Source organism: Agrobacterium sp. D14, from assembly GCF_001526505.1.
GTDB lineage: Bacteria > Pseudomonadota > Alphaproteobacteria > Rhizobiales > Rhizobiaceae > Agrobacterium > Agrobacterium leguminum.
This window is the reverse complement of record NZ_ASXX01000001.1, coordinates 352,282-371,588: the sequence shown is the minus strand read 5'-3', so window position 1 is coordinate 371,588 and position 19,307 is coordinate 352,282. Positions and strand designations below refer to the sequence as shown.

The following is a 19,307-nucleotide window of genomic DNA, read 5'->3' as shown; positions in this document are numbered from 1 at the left end:
CTGCATCGGCAGCAGGACGGCAGCCCGTGGGAGCGAGAGCCTATATGGTTATTGTGAGGGACGAGCTTTGCTCTTCAGGACATCGAGAAGAATGCGCGCGCCGGTTTCGCCCGGAGGCACATCCGTGTGCAAACGCTGCTGCACGAGTGCATAACCTTCGAGCATCGCCCGCCGCTCGGTGGTGTCGGAAGACAGACGCTCTGCCCAGCGCAGCATCGAACCTGCCCTTACCACCTCGTTGAAATATTCCGGCACGACGGCGTAATCGGCAATCAGGTTCGGCAGAGCCCCTGTCCAGGTCTTCACCCGCTTGCTCAGCATGGTGAAAATCCAATCGGTCTTGTAGACCGAGATCGTCGGTACGCCCGCTAGCGCGAGTTCCAGAATGACCGTGCCGGAAGCGGCAATCGCCGCATCGGCTTCAGCAAATGCATTCCATTTGAAAGCGGAATCGATACCTATTTCGGGCCTGATATCCTCCGGCCATGACGCCGCCAGTTCGCGGATGCGTTTTTCCTGACGCGGCACGGTGGGCAACAGGAACCGCGTCGGACCGTTGCGCTCGACAAAAGCTCTTGCCGCCGCCTGAAACGGCTCCATCAGCCGCGTCGTCTCCGTGGAACGCGACCCTGGCAGGAGGAGAATGGTCTTCGGTTCGCCATCTGCCGTCAGAGAACGTTCCGCCCGCTTCTGGCGCACTGCCAGCACATCGGGGTCGACGCTGAGGCGATGACCGACAAAAGTTGTCGGCGGACCGCCGAGACGTTGCATGGCTTCCGGCTCGAAGGGCAGCAGAGCCAGCACGTGATCGACATAGGAGAGCATCGCGGTGGCGCGATATTCCTTCCACGCCCAGACGCTGGGGCAGACGTAATTGACGACCGGCAGATGCGGCAATTGCTGCCGGACTTTTTTCGCAACGCGATGGGTGAAATCCGGGCTGTCGATAATCAGCAGAATATCGGGCTTTGTGGCGGCGATTGCCTGAGCGGTCTGGTTGATCCGCGCAATCAGCTTCGGCAGTTTTTTCAGAACCTGCGTGAAGCCCATGATGGAGAGTTCGGAATAGTCGAACAGGGAAACCAGTCCCTGCGCTTCCAGCGCTTCGCCGCCGACCCCGACCAGCTCGACAGGCCCCGCATATTGGGCCTTAAGCGAGCGGATCAGATCCGCACCCAGAAGATCGCCGGATACTTCCCCGGCTATGACCGCCACTTTTAATGCCGCCGTCATCCGATCATATCTCCGCCAAGTGATGTATCGATGCCGCAGACGAATATGCCCGCCTCATCGGCCGCTTTCAACATCGCCTCGCGATCGAGCACCAGCGCCCGCCCGGCTTCGACGGCGATGCCCGCCAGCCCGGCTTTTCGCGCATTCTCCACCGTTTCCACACCGATTGTCGGCAGGTCGGCGCGCACATCCTGCTGCGGCTTGCAGAGCTTTACGAGCACACCCCTGCGGCGCGGGGATATCCGTCCTTCGGCTCGCAATGCCGCAACGCGCGCCAGCATGGCATCCGTGCCCTCGACGCCTTCTAGCGCGACGATGCGGCCACCGACGGCGACGGCGCCCTGCCCCACATCGAGCTTGCCGAGTGCAAGCGCGGCCTCAGCTGCCTTGCGTATATCGCGCAGATCATCCTCGGCAGGTTTTTGCGTACCGAAAGGGCCTATCGCGGCCAGCAGGCCGGGGGCGATCTCGTGAGCGCCGATGACTTTTGCGCCGAGCGTGCCGATGATTTTAATGACCATCTGCAGAACGGCGTCATCGCCGCTCGACAGCAGCGTCCTCACAATGGACGGCAATTTGAGCAGGATGCCAAGCGTGGGGCGGATCTCGCGCCATTCCGGCCGCCGCGCCACACCACCGGATAGCACGACGCGGTCTACCCGGTTTTCGCGCAGCAGACGGCCAAGCCCGGCGACATCGCCGACACTGATGACGGCATTATCGAAACCACTCCAGTCGAAACGGGAATCATCGCGCAACCGCACGATGAAAGGGTTCTCGCCCATCTCACGGGCGGCGGCCGCCACATAAAGCGGCAGCTGGCCGCTTCCGGCCACAATGGCGAGACGCCCGCCGCCTGTCACGGCTCACTTGCCCCGGTTGGGCGAAGAGATCGCGCGGTCGCTATCCGCACCGATGAAATCGATGACTTCAAGCGCCTGTGGGCAATCCAGATAGTCGTTACGGTCGATGGCCGCCGCATTGCCGCGGATCGTGCCTTCGGCCTCGAAAATCGCCTTGTAGACGCGTCTGACCTTATGGATATCGGCGCGCTCGATGCCGGCACGGGTCATGCCGACGACGTTCAGGCCGCCGAGGATGCCGGGATTGCCATTCAGCATGCCATAGGGAATGACATCGTAATTGACAGCCGAAAGTCCGCCGATGAAGGCCTGGCGGCCGATGCGGGTGAACTGGTGCACTGCACAGCCACCGCCGAGAATAGCGCGGTCCTCAATGGTGACATGACCCGCCAGCATGACATTGTTGGAAAGCACGATGTGGCTGCCGAGGCGGCAATCATGCGCCACATGCGAATTGGCGAGGAAGAGATTATCGTCACCGATAATGGTCTTGCTGCTGCCATCGGAACTGCCGGCGTTCATCGTCACGCCTTCACGCATGATGCAGCGCTCACCGATCTCGAGGGTCGTTTCCGAACCGTCGTGGCGAATTGCCTGCGGCGTCCCGCCGATGACCGCCATGGGATGGACAACCGAACCACGGCCGATGACGGTCAGGCCGGAAACAACGGCGTGATTGTGCAGCTGGACACCGTCATGCAGCGTGACTTTCGCGCCGACATAGCTCAGCGCACCGATGACGACGTTTTCACCGATCACCGCACCGTCTTCGATCACGGCGCTCGGGTGAATTCTGGCCGAGGCGGCAATCGTGCTCATTGCTGATCCTCGGGGATCATCATGGCGCCGACATCGGCCTCCGCCACCAGCGCGCCGTCCACCTTCGCTTCGCAATGGAATTTAAAGACATTGCCGCGCTGACGCTGCTTGACGACATGGATTTCCAGACGATCGCCGGGGATCACGGGCTTACGGAAACGCGCATTGTCGATTGTCATGAAGTAGACCAGATGACCGCCCTCGCCCTGGCTGCGAGCGCAGATCGCACCCGCCGTCTGAGCCATGGCCTCGACGATCAGAACGCCCGGCATGATCGGCCGGTCCGGGAAGTGACCGGTGAAATGCGGTTCGTTGACCGTCACGTTCTTGATGCCAATCGCCGAGTTGTTACCGTCGATCTCGATGATCTTGTCGATCAGCAGGAATGGGTAACGATGCGGCAGAAGCTTCATGACTTCCAGAATGTCAGCCGCGCCGAGCGCCGTCTTCGTTTCTTCAGTCATTGTTTTTCTCTCCTGTTTTTTTATCACGCCCTTCAGCGCGCGCCAGAATTTCGGCCATGTCGCGCAGGAAATATTTCATCGGACGCGCGGGCGTGCCGCCATAACGGGCGCCTGCCGGCACGTCCGCCACAACACCGCTCATCGCCGCGATCTGTACGCCGTCGCCAATGTTGATATGGCCATTGATACCAGCCGCGCCGCCAATCATCACGCCGTCGCCGATGCGGGTGCTGCCCGCAATGCCGACCTTGCTGACGATGCCGCAATGGCGGCCGATGCGGACGTTGTGGCCGATCTGGACCTGATTGTCGATCTTGGTGCCTTCGCCGATGACCGTGTCATCCATGGTGCCGCGATCGATCGTGGTGTTCGCGCCAATCTCGACATTGTCCTGAATGATGACCCGGCCGATCTGCACGATCTTCAACATGCCGCGCGGACCGGGCGCATAACCGAAACCGTCCTGACCGATGCGCGCGCCGTTATGGATAATCACATTATTACCGATGAGGGCTGCAAGAACGCTTGCTCCGCCGGCAATGGTGCAATCGCGCCCGATCTGCACATCCTGCCCGATGATGACGCCGGGACCGATCCGAGTGCCAGCGCCGATATGGGCGCCAGCTCCAATCACGGCGAGAGACTCGACGATGACGCCCGCCTCCAGCTTCGCGGATGGATCAACATGCGCAGCATGGGAAATTTCAGCTTCCATCCGCGCGATCGGACCCGGACGCATGGCGGAAGGATGCAACAAGGCACCAACCTGCGCAAAAAGTGTGTGCGGGTTTTTCGATATCAGCGCAGGGGTGTGAGACGGAAGCATGTCTACAAGTGCGGCGTCACAAATGACGGCGCCAGCGTCGCAGGTCTGCAGCTCATCGCGGTTCTTGCGCGAAAGAATATAGCAGAGCTGATCGGGTTTTGCCCGGTAGACCGGCGCAACGGACCGAATGATCCGCTCTCCCGCCGCGTCATCAGACAGTTCCGCCCCAAAACGGTCTGCGATATCTTTCAATCGCAGTCCCTCGTGGGGCGGAAAAAAGGCGTTGTATTCCATCAGCCGGAAACTCCAGAACGTTCAAAGTTGCAGTTCTGGACTGCCGATATCAGAAAGTGTTGGACATGCCAAACCGGAAACGCTGTTCCTCGTCGTAGTCTTCCTTGGCGAAAGGCACGGCGTAGTCGACGCGGATCGGACCGAAGGGCGACGCCCACATCACGCCGATACCGGCGGATGCGCGGATGGAGTTGTCGTCCTTCACACCGGCGCTGTTGGCAACCTTGTTGCCATAGAGCGTGCCGGCATCCACGAAGCCAGCGAGGCGCAGGCCGAAATCTTCCGGAACGCCAGGCATCGGAGCCGTGACTTCAGCAGAAGCGGCGAAATAGGTCGTGCCGCCGATGGAGTCGGAACCGATGCGCGGACCGATACCATCGTTCTTGAAGCCGCGAACCTGACGGCCGCCGAACTTGAACTGATCGAATACCAGTAGATTGTCGCCCGTCGGCATCACGTGACCGGCCTGGCCGGTGAGCGAGCCGATGACATCGTACTCATCGGAAAGCGTGTAGAAGAAGCGAGCCTTGGCGTAAATCTTGTAATATTCGGAATCGCCGCCGAGACCTGCAAATTCGTTCGTCAGAGCAGCCTGCCAGCCTTCGCGCGGCATGTTGCGGTCGTCGAGCGTATTGTAGTTCAGCGTGTTCGAAATGATGGACTGCGTCCAGTCACCGCCACGGATCAGGTCCTTGTAAGGCTCGGCAAGGTTGCTACCGGTTTCCCAGTCGCCCTCACCATCATAATTGATCTGCTTGTAGGTGTACTTGAACGTCGTCGAGAGGTCTTCGGTGATCGGCGCGGTCACGCGCAGCGAGAAGCCCTGCTCGTCGTAGTCATAATAGTCTTCGCTGCGGCTCTGGCTCTTGAACAGGTCGAAACCCGCTGCAAGACGGTAGCCGAGGAAATAGGGTTCCGTGAAGGACAGCGTATAGCTGCGCGCATCGTCTTCACCCGCACCGGCGGCGAGACGGATGTACTGGCCACGGCCGAGGAAGTTCTTCTCTTCGATGGAGGCTTCGAGCAGCACACCGTCGTTCTGCGAATAGCCGGCGCCGATACCGAACGAACCCGTCGACTGATCTTCTACGTCGACAACGATGACGACGCGGTCAGGCGCGCTGCCGCCGGCGGTCGAAATATTGACCTTCGAGAAATAGCCGAGCGCTTCGAGACGGCGCTTTGCAGCCGTGATGACCGTCTGGTTGAACGCATCGCCTTCGGAAATATCGAACTCGCGACGAATGACATAGTCACGCGTACGGGTGTTGCCGCGGATTTCGATACGCTCGACATAGGCGCGCTCGCCCTGGTCGACGATATAGGTCACACCGATGGTGTTGCCAGCCATATCGCGGTCGCCGCGCGGCGTTACGCGGGCAAAGGGATAACCTTCGCCGGCCACGCGCTTGGAAATCGCTTCCATGCTCTGCTGAACTTCCTTGGCGCTGTAGCTTCCGCCCTGGTGGGTTTCCACGAGACCCTGAAGCTCCGAACCGTCGACGCCCGGAACGGTCGATTCGACCGCGACGTTGCCGAAGTTGTAACGCTGACCTTCATCGACCGTGATGGAGATAGTGTATTCGTTCTTGGACTCGTCCAGCACAGCCTCGGAGGACACGACACGGAAGTCGGCATAACCGCGGTTGTAGTAGAACTGGCGCAGCGCCTCTTCGTCGGCGCGCAGCTTGTCCTCGTTATAGACGTCCTTACGCGTCAGGAATGACAGCATGTTGGACTTCTTGGTGTTGATGACGGCGGCCAGACGACCATCGCTATAGGCATTGTTGCCGACGAAATCGATACGGCCGATCTTCGTGCGCTCGCCTTCATTGATGACGAAAGCAATGTTCACACGGCCCTGACCGACGGAAACGGTCTGCGTGGTGACTTCAACATCGCTACGGCCGATGGCGGCATAGGCTTCCTTGATGCGGGCGATATCCGCCGTCACGATGGCCTGATTGAACGGGCCGAGGGACTGGGTCTGCACAACGCCGGCGAGCTTGTCGTCCTTGATCTTGCGGTTACCGTTGAAGACCACCTGGTTGACGAGCTGGTTCTCATTGACGGTCACGACCAGCGTGCTGCCGGAAACGCGCATGGAAACATTCGAGAAATAACCGGTGGCGTAAAGACGCTTCACCGATTCATCGATGTCCGAATTGGAAAAGTTCTTACCCGGCGCAATGGTGATGTTGGAACGCACGGAGTCCGCACCGGACCGGTCGGCCCCGCGAACATCGATCCTGCTGATGACGGCCGCATTTGCAGCGCCAGCAGAGGCAAGCACGCCAAGGCCCGCAACCGAAGCAACACCGGCAGACAGAGCAACCGCCGACACAGCGTTCAAAAATCTTGAACCAGCCTTCATTTCAATTCTTACCTTTTTACGTTGTCCCTCAGCGGGCGGAACCCGACTCCGGCCATGTGCGTCGTTTTACCTGCTTTTCCCCTACAAGCAAGCGCGAACGTTAAATTCTGTTTACTTCGTGCTCCAGAGTGGCTCATTCGCCACTTCGGCATAAAAACAAGGTAAACAAATAACTAACAAAACCGTTAAAACACAATCCTCAGCCGATCAAGCTGCTGATATCATTCCATGTTGCAAAAACCATAAGACCCAAAATCATCATCATCCCGATACGGAACGCGACTTCCTGCGCGCCCGCGCCGAGCGGCCTGCCGCGAATGGCCTCGATGGCGTAGAACACCAGATGCCCGCCGTCCAGAACCGGCACAGGCATCAGGTTCAAAAGACCGATGGAGACGGAAAGAACGGCGGCAAGCTGGATAACGGCGGAAATGCCGAGCGTCGCCATCTGGCCGGAGGCCTGCGCCACACGCACCGGACCGCCAAGCTGATCGGCGTTCATGCGCCCTGTCACGAGATTGCCGATATAGTTGAATGTGCCGGTGATGACGTGGCCCGTTTCGCGCACGCCTTCGACCAGCGCCTCGGACGGCGAATATTCGATGTGGCGGAAGTTGCCGCTGGTCTGGTCGGTGACGATACCGATAATGCCCATTTCCAGCTTGTTGCCGAACTGGTCTGTGGTTTCGGTGCGGGTCGGGACCATCGGCAGCTTCAGCTCCTCGCCCGCCCTTTCGACCGTCACCGTGATCGGCGTGCCCGGCCGGATGCCGACGTAACGGCGGACATCCTCGAAGGTCATCACTTTTTCGCCATCGATCGCGATGAGCCGGTCACCGGGCTGCACGCCCGCGGCGGCAGCCGCGCTGTTTTCACGGACTTCCGCCACGACCGGATCGGCGATCATCCGGCCATAGATACCGAAGAGCACCGCGAAGATGAGAATGGCGAGAATGAAATTGGCGATCGGGCCCGCGGCAACCGTGGCCGCTCTTTTCCACAGCTTTGCACCGGAAAGCGTCTGCGCCCTCTCCTCCAGCGACATATGCGACAGGCCGGAACTATCCGGCTTGCTCGCCGCATCCTCATCGCCGAAGAACTTGACGTAACCGCCGAGAGGTATCGCGGAAATCTTCCATCGCGTGCCGCGCTTGTCGGTGAAACCGATCAGCTCCGGGCCGAAGCCGATGGAGAATGCCGTGGAGCGGATGCCGCACCAGCGACCGACCAGATAATGGCCCATTTCATGGACAAAAACGAGCAGCGACAGCACCAGGATGAAGGGCACGATATAGCCGGTCAGAAAGCCGGTCGCCGCCATTACTGTGTTCATGACAATCTGCCCTTTGTGTCGTGACCTTTCGCGCCGCTCAGAAACCCGGCAACAGACCGCCGCCCGATCCGGGCACGTCGCCGGTTGCCGCCGCATGCACGAAAGCAATGAGGAATACCGTAAAGCAGGCGAAAACAAGACCGTCGACACGGTCCATGAAGCCGCCATGGCCCGGAATGAGATGACTGGAATCCTTGACCTGGAAACGCCGCTTCACGAAGGATTCGAAGAGATCGCCGACCTGGCTGAACACCGAGAGGATAAGGGCGAGCCCCAGCACCAGCACGCTGATCCTGCCGTGATAGGCCATGGACACCGCGCCGCCGCCGATCACGGCCGCTACCGCCCCGCCGATCGCGCCGGACCAGGTCTTGCCGGGCGAGATCGAAGGCGCAAGCTTCGGCCCGCCAATGGCGCGTCCGACGAAATAGGCGAGAATATCCGTCGACCAGACAACGGCGAAGATAAACAGGATGGACACGAAGCCGGTCAGCTCGTCACCACGGATGGCTGCCAGCGATATGCCGCTCAGGCCCGCATAAAAAATGCCGCCCACCAGCCACCAGTTTCTGCCGCGCAAAATTGGGAATAGCGCCGCCGTCAGCGTGAAACCGGATAAGAGCGGCAGATCGAGCGAGGATTCGCCGAATATCGTGTTGCCGGCGATGACGGCGACCGCGAACCAGCCCCAGGCATTGCCGGTCGAATTGGTCTCCGACAGCCGGGTAATCGTCGACCATTCATAATAGATAAGGATCGCCAGAAGGCCCGCGACGATGCGGAACAGAATGCCGCCATACCAGGTCGCGGCCAGAATGACCGCCGCCATGACGATTGCGGACACGATCCGCAGTCTGAGTTCACGGCTCATCAGGCGCCTGCCACGGCAACCTGCTCGGTGAGTGCACCGAAGCGGCGGTCACGCGTTGCATATTGCTCGATTGCGGAGAAGAATCGCTGGCGATCGAAGTCCGGCCAATATTCGGGAACGAACAGGAACTCGGAATAAGCGGCCTGCCAGAGCAGGAAGTTCGACAGGCGCTCTTCGCCGCTGGTGCGGATGATGAGATCCGGATCGGGCATCCCCGACGTGTCGAGTCTGGCCGAAATCATCTCCGGCGTAATGGATTCGGCATTAATCCTGCCTTCGGCGACATCGCGCGCAATCGCCGCCGTCGCACGCGCAATCTCGTCGCGGCTTCCGTAGTTGAAGGCGATGACCAGCGTCAGCTTGGTATTGTCCGCCGTCATCTGCTCCGCCTCTTCGAGGAGAGAACGTATGTCGTGCTTCAGCCCCTGCCGGTCGCCGATGATCCGCACACGGACATTTTCGCGGTGCAGTTCCGCAAGATCACGCCGGATGAAGGCTTTCAAAAGCCCCATCAGATCGCTCACCTCGGATTCGGGTCTGCGCCAGTTTTCCGACGAGAAGGCAAAGAGCGTGAGATAGCGTATTCCGCAATCGCCGGCCGCGCGCACGGTCTCGCGCACGGCCTCCACACCGCGGCGATGCCCCATCACGCGCGGAAGACCGCGCTGCTTTGCCCAGCGTCCATTGCCATCCATGATGATGGCGACGTGCTCGGGTATGGAGGAACGTGTCGTCGTCGGCATATCGATCCAGTAACAGGGCAGCGCGGAATTAAAACGAATAAAATACAGGTCTATCGCGAACGATATCAGACCTGCATGATTTCCTTTTCCTTCTCGGCAAGCAAGCGGTCAATTTCCGAAATCGTGTCATCGGTCATTTTCTGAACCTTTTCCGACTGTCCACGGCTTTCGTCCTGACCGATGTCACCGTCCTTTTCGGCTTTTTTCAGACCATCCATGCCATCACGACGCACATGGCGAATCGCCACCTTGGACTTTTCGGCATAATCGTGGGCGACTTTGACGAGCGATTTGCGGCGCTCCTCGTTGAGTTCAGGCAGAGGAATGCGCAGGTTCTGGCCGTCGACGATGGGGTTGAGGCCGAGATTGGATTCGCGGATCGCACGGTCGACGGCGTTGACCATCGACTTGTCCCAGATGTTGACGCCGAGCATGCGCGGCTCCGGAACGGTGATATTCGCAACCTGGTTCAGCGGTACGCGCGAGCCATAAGCCTCGATGGTGACCGGATCGAGAATATTGGCCGAAGCGCGGCCGGTGCGAAGCGATGCGATATCGCTCTTGAATGCATTGATGGCGCCGTCCATACGGCGCTTGATATCGTTGAGGTCAACACCACTCATCTTGATACTCCATCTTGTCGGCCAAGCCGGCCGTAATCGCCCCTTGAGGCGGCATCGTTTTGATTATTTGTCGTGCACGATGGTCTTGCGGCCGCCGCCGGTCAATATCTGCGCAAAACCGCCCTTCTCGTGGATCGAGAAAACAATGATCGGAATATGGTTTTCGCGGGCAAGTGCGACAGCTGCGATATCCATGACCGCAAGGCCCTTGCCGAGCACCTCGCTATGGGTCAGCTCGTCGAAACGGGTCGCCGTCGGATCCTTCTTCGGGTCGGCGGAATAGATGCCATCCACCTGCGTGCCCTTGAAGATGGCTTCGGCGCCCATTTCCGCAGCGCGCAATGCCGCGGCAGAATCAGTGGTGAAGAATGGGTTGCCCGTACCGCCAGCGAAAATCACCACGCGCCCCTGCGCGAGATGATGGAGCGCCGCACGCTGCGAGAAGCTCTCACAGATTTCAGGCATGGCGATTGCGGAGAGAACGACGGTATCGATGCTGAGCTTGCGCAGCGAGGTTGCGAGCGCCAGCGCGTTGATGACGGTCGCCAGCATGCCCATATGGTCGCCGGTAACGCGGTCGCCGCCTTTGGAGGCCACGGCAACGCCGCGGAAAATATTGCCGCCGCCGACGACAACGCCGACTTCGACGCCCATCGCCCTCGCCTCGGCGATATCGGAAGCGATGCGGTCAGCCACCGCCACATCGATACCGAAACCCTGATCGCCCATGAGGGCTTCGCCGGAAGCCTTGAGAAGAACGCGTTTGTAGATCGGCTTGGAAGACATCATGACTCCTCGGAAATGTAACCGAAACGCGGATACACGAAGGGCACCGCGTTGTCACGCGATGCCCTCCGTTTTCCCAAGATTGGGTAAATATAATCAGCCCTTGGCGACGGCTGCAACTTCGGCTGCGAAATCGCTTTCTTCCTTCTCGACGCCTTCGCCGAGCAGCAGGCGAACCATGCCCGTCACTTCGATGGAAGCGCCGGCTTCCTTTTCGGCTTCCTTAACGGCAGCGCCGACGGTCAGGTCCGGGTTGATGACGAAAGCCTGCGACAGAAGGGCGACTTCTTCGAAGAACTTGCGCATACGGCCATCGACCATCTTTTCGATGATGGCTTCCGGCTTGCCGGATTCGCGGGCCTGTTCGATGAAGACGTTGCGCTCGCGCTCGGCAACGGCGGCGTCGACTTCTTCAGCGCGGATGGCGAGCGGGTTGGTCGCAGCGATGTGCATGGCAACCTGACGGCCGATGGAGTTCAGAACGGCCTTGTCGCCTTCCGACTTCAGGGCAACGAGAACGCCGAGCTTGCCGATGCCGTCGCCGGCAGCGTTGTGGATGTAGGTCGCAACAACGCCGTGCGGAACTTCGAGCGCTGCCGAGCGGCGGAGCGTCATGTTCTCACCGATGGTGGCAATCGCGTCCTTGATGCTGTCGGCAACGGACTTGCCGGTTGCCGGATAGGTGGCAGCGGAAACAGCGTCAACAGTGCCGTTGGTGGTGAGGGCAACCTGGGCGATACCGCGGATGAGGTCCTGGAACGCATCGTTACGGGCAACGAAGTCGGTTTCGGAGTTCAGCTCAACGACGACAGCCTTGTGACCCATGGTGGCAACGCCGACCAGACCTTCGGCAGCCGTACGGCCGGACTTCTTGTCGGCCTTTGCGATGCCCTTGGCGCGCAGCCAGTCGATCGCCGCTTCCATGTCGCCATTGGTCTCAGCAAGAGCCTTCTTGCAGTCCATCATGCCTGCGCCAGACTTTTCGCGCAGTTCCTTCACCATTGCGGCTGTGATTTCGGTCATTGTTTGCCTCTTATCGGTTCGATCGGTCAGCCGGCGGAATTTGCCGTGCCGAAGTTCTGGGTGATGACTGTACCCGGCCGCACACCCTTTGAAACCGGAGAGGATTTCAGGAAAGGGGCATGCGCATTCCCAAGTGCTGCGGCGTCTCCATGCATCGAGATGATGGGTGCCGCTGAAGTATGACAGCGTTATGAAGACTGCCTTCCGTTTCAACCGCATCGGACGCCAGCGATTTCATAAAAACGTGGCGGAGCGCTTGAAACGAACAAGGCCGTCAACCCATTGAAGGTCTTTGACGGCCTTGTCATATCCTGGTCGAGGAGACGGCGACCGAGATCGCCGCCAGACAGGGCCTATATCAGGCGCCAGCCTCGTCTTCGAGAGCGGGCTCGATCGGAGCTTCTTCCGAAGCGCCGATGTCGCGGCCGGAAGCGCCCTGCTGACGGGCGATACCGTCGATGGCAGCGCGGGCGATCAGGTCGCAGTAAAGCGAGATGGCGCGCGAAGCATCGTCGTTACCCGGGATCGGGAAGTCGATGTGGTCCGGGTCGCAGTTGCTGTCGATGATCGCAACGACCGGAATGCCAAGACGCTTGGCTTCTTCGATCGCGATCTTTTCCTTGTTGGTGTCGATGATGAACATCAGGTCCGGAACGCCGCCCATATCGCGGATACCGCCGAGAGCCTTTTCAAGCTTTTCGCGTTCGCGCTCAAGGTTCAGGCGTTCCTTCTTGGAGTAGCCGGAAGCTTCCGAGTTCAGGATCTCGTCGACCTTGCGCAGGCGCTGGATCGAGTTGGAGATGGTCTTCCAGTTGGTCATCATGCCGCCGAGCCAGCGGGAGTTGACGTAGTACTGGGCCGAACGCTTTGCGCTGTCGGCGATGATTTCGGACGCCTGGCGCTTGGTGCCGACGAACAGAACGCGGCCGCCGCGAGCGACGGTGTCGGACACGACCTGAAGGGCGCGCGACAGCATCGGAACGGTCTGAGCCAGGTCGATGATGTGGATGTTGTTACGGTCGCCGAAGATGTACGGCTTCATCTTCGGGTTCCAGCGGTGCGTCTGGTGGCCGAAGTGAACACCAGCTTCCAGAAGCTGGCGCATAGAAAAATCGGGCAATGCCATGCCTTGTTACTCCTTTTCCGGTTTAACCCCCGCGAAGCGAACAGCACCGATTTTCATCGATACCACCGGGCGGAACGGACCGGATTTCTCCCGGAACATCCCAAGCTTCGCGTGTGGAATGGTGAGCCGCATACAGTCGCCCGCATGAAAATGCAAGCATTTATGCGAAAAAACCGCAGAAACCGCCGCCTTTCAGCGGACAGGCTTGTTTTCGCAGGTTTCGGGCTTGAGAATATCGAGCTTCGCAAGCTTTCCCGTCAGAACGAAATCGCCGTAATCCATCGTCAGATCGCGGGTGATTCCGTTTTCGTAAAGCTTGAACGACATGCGGTAGATCGGCAAAGCGTCCGTGCCGGTCTTGTCGTTGTAATAGGCGATCGTTACCGGCCAGAATGCCGCCTTGGCGAATTCGCCTGCCTTGCCGGCGTCGGCATCGCCATCCTTCGGCATCTGCGACTTACCGACCAGGGTGGAGGTGATCAGACTTTCATCACCATCATCCGAACCGTCGAATATCCGGGATTCGAAGATGCGCTTTCCCTGTTTCGCATGTTCGATGACCTGAAACATATGCTGCGTCGGGAATTCGCTGGCGACAAGGCTGACCTGGCGGGCATCCGGGCGGGTCAGATCGACCTTCACGCCATCGGTGCCGTCGGTCGCAGCGCCCTGCACTTCCTTGTCCAGCTTGTCGTCGGTGTAGGACTTGGTTTCGAAGGTGAATTTCTTGGCCGTCAGATCCTCGAAGGTTGTGGTCTGCTGGTCGGTCATGCGCACGGCATCGCCGGTGTTGATCTGCGTCACGAAACGGAAATCCGTCTTGTAGCCCTGACAGGCCGAGCCGGTGAACTCATAGACCATGCGGCCCGTCATGCCCTCGATGCCGGAGCGATCGGACGCATCCTTGAGCTCGAGATCGTAGACGGCGCGGTGGGCGACGAGATCGGGAACCGTGACCGGCAAGGCATTGGCAGCGTTCGACAGGCCGGTCATAAGCCCTGTTGCGGCAACGAAACCAAGCGTCCTGACAAACATGCAATATCTCCTGTTGGACTCGCCGCTCATATTGTACAAGCAACCGCCCGGCTTTTGGATCAACATCTTCTGAATGCCGGATTCTTGAAGGATTTACAACAAAACCGGAGACGAAAATGTCGGACGTCATCGAAGGCCGCCTCAAGGAACTTGGCTTTACGCTCCCCGTAGCCGCAGCACCAGCCGCAAACTACGTTCCATTCACCATCAGCGGCAATCTGCTTTATGTATCGGGTCAACTGCCGATGGAATCGGGCAAGATTGCGGTGACGGGCCTCGTTGGCCGCGATGTCGACGTGCCAGGCGCCCAGCGCGCGGCCGAACTTTGCGCCGTCAACATTCTCGCACAGGTCAAGGCCGCTTTGAATGGCGATCTCTCGAAAATCCGCCGTGTCATCAAGCTGAATGGCTTTGTTGCGTCGGTTCCGGAGTTCGTGGAACAGCACCTCGTCATCAACGGCGCTTCCAATCTCATTGCCAATGTACTCGGTGAACCCGGCAAACATGCCCGCGCCGCCGTCGGCATGGCCTGCCTGCCCTTCAATGCCGCCGTCGAAATCGACGCCATCGTGGAAATCGACGTATGACGCTGAAACTCTCCTGGCTGACGGCTGAGCCCGTCGCCCATCGCGGTTATCATGATCTCAATAAGGCGGTCTGGGAAAACACGCTTTCCGCCTTTTCCCGGGCCATCGAAGCCGGTTTCGCCATCGAATGCGACGTGCAGCTGGCGGCCGACAGTGTGCCGGTGATTTTTCACGACGACGACATGGCCCGCCTGACCGGCATCAAGGGCGATGTGCGCGAACGCACATCGGCCGAGCTGTCGCTTCTTGCCGTCGGCCAGACCGGGGACCGGGTCCCTACCCTCAAGCAGCTTCTCACGCTCTGCGCCGGCAAGGTGCCGCTGGTGATCGAGCTGAAAGGCCGCGCCGGTGAAGGCGTCGACGACGGTTTTGCCGAGGCGGTGCTGGAAGACCTCGAGGGCTATAAGGGCCATGTGGCGCTGATGAGCTTCGACCACCATCTGCTGAAAGATCTGAAGGCGGCCGGCTCGCCCTGGCCGCTGGGTCTCACCGCCGAAGGCGATAAGCCGGAAGACTTCTTCAAACATGACGAAGCGATGCAGATGGGTCTCGATTTTATCTCCTATCATTGGGGTCATCTGCCCAACAGCTTCATCGAGGCGCAAAGAAAACTTGGCCTTCCGGTGATTACCTGGACGGTCAGGGATGAAAATGCGCGCGAGACTACCTATAAATATGCGGACCAGATGACATTCGAAGGTTTCGACCCGAGAGAGAACCCGTCCGCCACGGCATGACAGAAGACTATTCCATCAGCATTGCGCAATCCTTCAGGGATATCGATCCGGAAAGCTGGAAACGGCTTTCCGGAACCTCGCGCAATACGTCAGGAAAAATCTACAACCCCTTTATTTCCCATGAATTTTTATCATCCATGGAAGAATCGGGGTCGGCGACAGCCAAAACCGGCTGGCTTGGGCACCATCTGCTTCTCGAAAACGCCTCCGGTGCTCTCGTCGGCGCAGTGCCGGCCTATCTGAAGAACCACAGCAAGGGCGAATATGTTTTCGACCATGGCTGGGCGGATGCTTTCGAACGGGCCGGCGGACATTATTATCCGAAACTGCAATGCTCGATCCCTTTCACGCCGGCAACCGGACCACGGTTGCTCGTCTGCGAAAACGAGGACGAGACACGTTTCAAAACGCTCCTAGCCTCCGGTCTTGCGCAGGTGACGGAAAAGATCGGCGTCTCGTCGGCACATGTCACATTTCTGGAAGAGAACGATCTTTCCGCCCTTCTGCCCCGCGATTTCCTGCACAGGACCGACCAGCAGTTCCACTTCATCAATGACGGTTATCGTGACCACGATGATTTTCTTGACGCCCTTTCCTCGCGCAAGCGCAAGGGGCTGAAAAAGGAACGCCGCGCGGCGCTGGAAAACGGCATCGAGATCGACTGGCTGACTGGGAGCGACCTGACCGAGGATGTCTGGGACCAGTTCTTCGCTTTCTACATGGATACCGGCAGCCGCAAATGGGGCCGGCCCTATCTGACGCGGGAATTTTATTCGCTGATCGGCGAGCGCATGGCCGATGATGTGCTGCTGGTGATGGCGAAACGCGAGGGACGCTATATTGCCGGTGCGATCAATTTCATCGGCTCGGATGCGCTTTATGGCCGCCACTGGGGCTGCATCGAGGATCATCCCTTTCTGCATTTCGAGGTCTGCTATCATCAGGCGATCGATTTCGCGCTTTCCAGGGGACTGAAACGGGTGGAAGCCGGCGCTCAGGGCGAACACAAGTTGGCGCGTGGTTACATGCCGGTCACCACCCATTCGGCGCATTTCATTGTCCATCCGGGCCTGCGCCGCGCCATTGCCGACTATCTTCAGCGCGAGCGCGAGGAAGTCGAGCATATCGGCGATTATCTTGATGAACACACGCCCTTCCGCAAGGGCGAGAGACAGGAACCGGACGTATAGTCCGCCATGAGGAGAGATCACGATGACGGCCAGCGCCTATGACGACAACAATATCTTCGCAAAAATCCTGCGCGGCGAAATTCCGAGCCACAAGCTTTATGAGGACGAGCACACGCTGGCCTTCATGGATGTGATGCCGCAGGCCCCCGGCCATCTGCTGGTCGTTCCCAAGACCGGCTCCCGCAACCTGCTCGATGCCGACCCGGAAGTGCTGGCGAGGACCATTCCCGTCGTGCAGAAACTCGCCGTGGCGGCCAAGGAAGCCTTCGATGCCGATGGCGTCTTCATCGCGCAGTTCAACGAACCGGCGGCTGGCCAGACCGTTTTTCACCTGCATTTCCACGTCATTCCGCGCAAGGAAGGCGAGCCGCTGAAGCCGCATTCCGGCGTGATGGCCGATGGCGACGTATTGAAGGCCCACGCGGAGAAGATAAAGGCTGCGCTTGCTTCGTGATGGTTGCATAGCAGGCTGCGCTTGCTTCGTGATGGCTGCATAGCAGGCGACGTCATCCTCGGCCTTGTGCCGGGGATCCAACCACGTACCTGAAATCAATCGGTTGTAGATGCTCGGGACAGGCCCGAGCATGACGCAGGAGAGGTTTTCGGACTGATCATTCCGGAGAACGGTAAGCATTCCGTTCCGGCCAAGGCCAGCCTTCAAGCACCGCCATATCCGGCCGGAATATCTCCACCTTCAGCGGATAGCAGGCCGCCGTGTCGCTCGAATGCGTGGCGCTGCAATCACCGCCCGGGCAGGCGGACAGCGCGCCGATAAGATCGATCTCCGCAAAAAGCTCCAGATAATCACCCGGCCGCACCGGGCTCGCCTTCATGAAATATTGGTGTGTGTCGCGGGTGAAACCCGTGCACATGAAGACATTGAGGACGTCATGCACATGCGGCTCCGCCTGCCGGAACGACAGCCCCTTGGCGGAGGCCAGCGCATTGGTCAGATTGGAATGGCAGCAATGGTGGTAATCGCCACCGCTCAGGAGCTTGTTGGTATAGGGATCGCAGCGTGTGCCGATCACGTCATGAACGCCCCCACCGTCTTCGTCGAAGCCGTACCATGACAGGGTATCGTGGGTGATCGTCGCCATCGGCCGCAGGGACGGCAGGTTGCTCCACAGCCGGTTGCCGACCGAAACATGGGTGGCGTGCAGGGCGCGGGTCTTGCCGCTGAAAAACCGCTCGGTCAGATCATTGGCGTTCCAGAGGTTCAGGTCTCCGACCTGCGGACCTTCAACGCTTACGATGCGAAAGAAATGCCCCTTCGGCACATGAAAGGTGCGGCCGTCACGCGGCGGCACGATGACCTCATCGATCTTTTCCATGCTTCGTTTGGCTTCTTCCAGACGCGCGAGGTCTGGCATTTCAAGCGTCCCGTTCGGATAAACGACAACAGGACGGACGGCGCGGCGTTCAGCGGCGTCGACAGGTTCGGCGGCGGGCATGGGGGTCATGAAATCCTCGGGCAATCAAAATCTCGAGGCGAAATTGCGCCATGTGTGCCCGCCTGACAAGACGGGTTTTTCTTGCGCTCAGGCCAAGTCTTACTTACCCTTGAGACACCATGAAATTACCGCCGCTCACCACCCTCCGGGCATTCGAAGCCGCAGCCAGAAGAACGAGTTTTTCTCTGGCTGCACAGGAACTCGGCATGACGGCAACTGCCGTCAGCCAGCATGTGCGCAATCTGGAGGCATGGCTCGGTGTAGCGCTGTTTGAGCGGTATGCGAGGGGTGTGAGGCTTACCCCGGCCGGAAAGGAATTCGGCACGACGGTTTCGACCGCCTTACGGCAGATTGCCTCTGGCGCCGCCCGGATCCGTCAGGGCCATGACCGCATTACCGTTCGCCTTGCCAGCCTGCCCTCGGTCGTGGCGCATTTTCTGACGCCCCGCCTGCCCCGCTTTCGGGCGCTTTACCCCGATATACAGGTATCCATCAGCTATTCCGGCGCGCATCACACAATACCGGCCGATCTCACCATAGGACATGGCATCGCCTCCGGGGAAAATGCGGTTGCGCTTTTCAGCGCGGAGACGCGGCCGACATGCGCGCCGGGCTATGCCGCTAAATTCGGTCCTTTCGACAATGTTGACAGCCTGTTACGAGCGGAATTGCTGCATGACGACACCGAGGCGGCTTGGCAGAACTGGTTCGCAGTCGGGGGAATATCCCTGCCCGATAACGCCGGTCCGGTTTTCGCGGATTTCAATCTGCTCGTGACCGCTCTCAAAGCCGGTCAAGGCATCGGCCTCTGCCCGACGGCGCTGCTTCACGACGAGATTGCCGAAGGTCGACTGACCGTGCTCTTCGACCGGGCGGCGGATACGGAGAAATATTACTGGCTGACGGAAGCCGAAGAGATGACCGCACCGGCTAGACTTCTTGCGGATTGGCTTGTTGCGGAAGCCCGAGAGAACGGTCTCTGAGGT

20 protein-coding genes are annotated in these 19,307 nt (G+C 59.5%); 5 read left to right on the top strand and 15 right to left on the bottom strand.

What is annotated here, in order from left to right:
- Window positions 1–48: 48 nt before the first annotated feature.
- The 14 genes from lpxB to L901_RS01740 all read right to left on the bottom strand — a co-directional run bounded on the left by lpxB (window position 49) and on the right by L901_RS01740 (window position 14,353).
- On the bottom strand, window positions 49–1,233 hold the full coding sequence (gene lpxB, locus L901_RS01805) for a lipid-A-disaccharide synthase (protein WP_059752802.1): 1,185 nt from the start codon (window positions 1,231–1,233) through the stop codon (window positions 49–51).
- Window positions 1,230–2,096: an LpxI family protein gene (locus tag L901_RS01800; protein ID WP_059752799.1), complete on the bottom strand. Its 867-nt coding sequence runs from the start codon at window positions 2,094–2,096 to the stop codon at window positions 1,230–1,232. The genes lpxB and L901_RS01800 overlap by 4 nt, the downstream gene beginning before the upstream one ends.
- Window positions 2,097–2,099: 3 nt before the next feature.
- On the bottom strand, window positions 2,100–2,915 hold the full coding sequence (gene lpxA / locus L901_RS01795) for an acyl-ACP--UDP-N-acetylglucosamine O-acyltransferase (RefSeq protein WP_059752796.1): 816 nt from the start codon (window positions 2,913–2,915) through the stop codon (window positions 2,100–2,102).
- Window positions 2,912–3,379, bottom strand: a complete 468-nt coding sequence (gene fabZ, locus L901_RS01790) for a 3-hydroxyacyl-ACP dehydratase FabZ (RefSeq protein WP_003521400.1) — start codon at window positions 3,377–3,379, stop codon at window positions 2,912–2,914. The genes lpxA and fabZ overlap by 4 nt, the downstream gene beginning before the upstream one ends.
- Window positions 3,372–4,439, bottom strand: coding sequence for a UDP-3-O-(3-hydroxymyristoyl)glucosamine N-acyltransferase (gene lpxD, locus L901_RS01785; RefSeq protein WP_003521402.1), 1,068 nt, complete (start codon window positions 4,437–4,439; stop codon window positions 3,372–3,374). Before lpxD ends, fabZ begins: the two co-directional genes overlap by 8 nt.
- A 49-nt stretch (window positions 4,440–4,488) precedes the next feature.
- Complete coding sequence (gene bamA, locus L901_RS01780; RefSeq protein WP_035260572.1) at window positions 4,489–6,813, bottom strand: outer membrane protein assembly factor BamA; 2,325 nt, start codon at window positions 6,811–6,813, stop codon at window positions 4,489–4,491.
- A gap of 199 nt (window positions 6,814–7,012) precedes the next feature.
- On the bottom strand, window positions 7,013–8,134 hold the full coding sequence (gene rseP / locus L901_RS01775) for an RIP metalloprotease RseP (RefSeq protein ID WP_003521404.1): 1,122 nt from the start codon (window positions 8,132–8,134) through the stop codon (window positions 7,013–7,015).
- Window positions 8,135–8,183: 49 nt separating this feature from the next.
- Window positions 8,184–9,017 carry a phosphatidate cytidylyltransferase gene (locus tag L901_RS01770; RefSeq protein ID WP_059752794.1) on the bottom strand — a complete coding sequence of 278 codons (834 nt, stop codon included), beginning with the start codon at window positions 9,015–9,017 and terminating at the stop codon, window positions 8,184–8,186.
- Entirely contained in the window at window positions 9,017–9,760 is a 744-nt protein-coding gene (locus L901_RS01765; protein WP_059752791.1) for an isoprenyl transferase, read from the bottom strand. Before L901_RS01765 ends, L901_RS01770 begins: the two co-directional genes overlap by 1 nt.
- 65 nt (window positions 9,761–9,825) lie before the next feature.
- Window positions 9,826–10,383: a ribosome recycling factor gene (gene frr / locus L901_RS01760; protein WP_003521407.1), complete on the bottom strand. Its 558-nt coding sequence runs from the start codon at window positions 10,381–10,383 to the stop codon at window positions 9,826–9,828.
- 63 nt (window positions 10,384–10,446) lie between these two features.
- Entirely contained in the window at window positions 10,447–11,169 is a 723-nt protein-coding gene (pyrH, locus tag L901_RS01755) for a UMP kinase (protein WP_003502561.1), read from the bottom strand.
- A gap of 96 nt (window positions 11,170–11,265) precedes the next feature.
- On the bottom strand, window positions 11,266–12,192 hold the full coding sequence (tsf, locus tag L901_RS01750; protein WP_059752789.1) for a translation elongation factor Ts: 927 nt from the start codon (window positions 12,190–12,192) through the stop codon (window positions 11,266–11,268).
- Between the two features lie 358 nt (window positions 12,193–12,550).
- Window positions 12,551–13,318 (bottom strand): 30S ribosomal protein S2, encoded by a 768-nt coding sequence (gene rpsB / locus L901_RS01745; RefSeq protein ID WP_035262376.1) that lies wholly within the window; start codon window positions 13,316–13,318, stop codon window positions 12,551–12,553.
- Window positions 13,319–13,510: 192 nt separating this feature from the next.
- Complete coding sequence (locus tag L901_RS01740; protein ID WP_003521409.1) at window positions 13,511–14,353, bottom strand: cell envelope integrity EipB family protein; 843 nt, start codon at window positions 14,351–14,353, stop codon at window positions 13,511–13,513.
- A 116-nt stretch (window positions 14,354–14,469) separates the two neighbouring features.
- Here L901_RS01740 and L901_RS01735 point away from each other — a divergent pair, with 116 nt between their 5' ends.
- From L901_RS01735 to L901_RS01720, 4 genes are read left to right on the top strand one after another with little or no spacing between them, the layout of a single operon-like run.
- The gene (locus L901_RS01735; RefSeq protein ID WP_003521410.1) at window positions 14,470–14,940 is read left to right on the top strand and encodes a RidA family protein; all 471 of its coding nucleotides are present in this window, start codon (window positions 14,470–14,472) and stop codon (window positions 14,938–14,940) included.
- On the top strand, window positions 14,937–15,677 hold the full coding sequence (locus tag L901_RS01730; RefSeq protein ID WP_059752787.1) for a glycerophosphodiester phosphodiesterase: 741 nt from the start codon (window positions 14,937–14,939) through the stop codon (window positions 15,675–15,677). Before L901_RS01735 ends, L901_RS01730 begins: the two co-directional genes overlap by 4 nt.
- Window positions 15,674–16,867: a GNAT family N-acetyltransferase gene (locus tag L901_RS01725; protein ID WP_059752785.1), complete on the top strand. Its 1,194-nt coding sequence runs from the start codon at window positions 15,674–15,676 to the stop codon at window positions 16,865–16,867. The genes L901_RS01730 and L901_RS01725 overlap by 4 nt, the downstream gene beginning before the upstream one ends.
- Window positions 16,868–16,889: 22 nt before the next feature.
- Entirely contained in the window at window positions 16,890–17,321 is a 432-nt protein-coding gene (locus L901_RS01720) for an HIT family protein (protein ID WP_003521413.1), read from the top strand.
- A gap of 157 nt (window positions 17,322–17,478) precedes the next feature.
- Here the strand turns inward: L901_RS01720 and L901_RS01715 are convergent, their stop codons facing one another.
- Window positions 17,479–18,330 (bottom strand): DUF1989 domain-containing protein, encoded by an 852-nt coding sequence (locus tag L901_RS01715; RefSeq protein WP_059752782.1) that lies wholly within the window; start codon window positions 18,328–18,330, stop codon window positions 17,479–17,481.
- Between the two features lie 110 nt (window positions 18,331–18,440).
- On the opposite strand from L901_RS01715, the gene L901_RS01710 reads away from it, so the two are divergent.
- On the top strand, window positions 18,441–19,304 hold the full coding sequence (locus tag L901_RS01710) for a LysR substrate-binding domain-containing protein (RefSeq protein WP_059752780.1): 864 nt from the start codon (window positions 18,441–18,443) through the stop codon (window positions 19,302–19,304).
- Window positions 19,305–19,307: the final 3 nt, after the last annotated feature.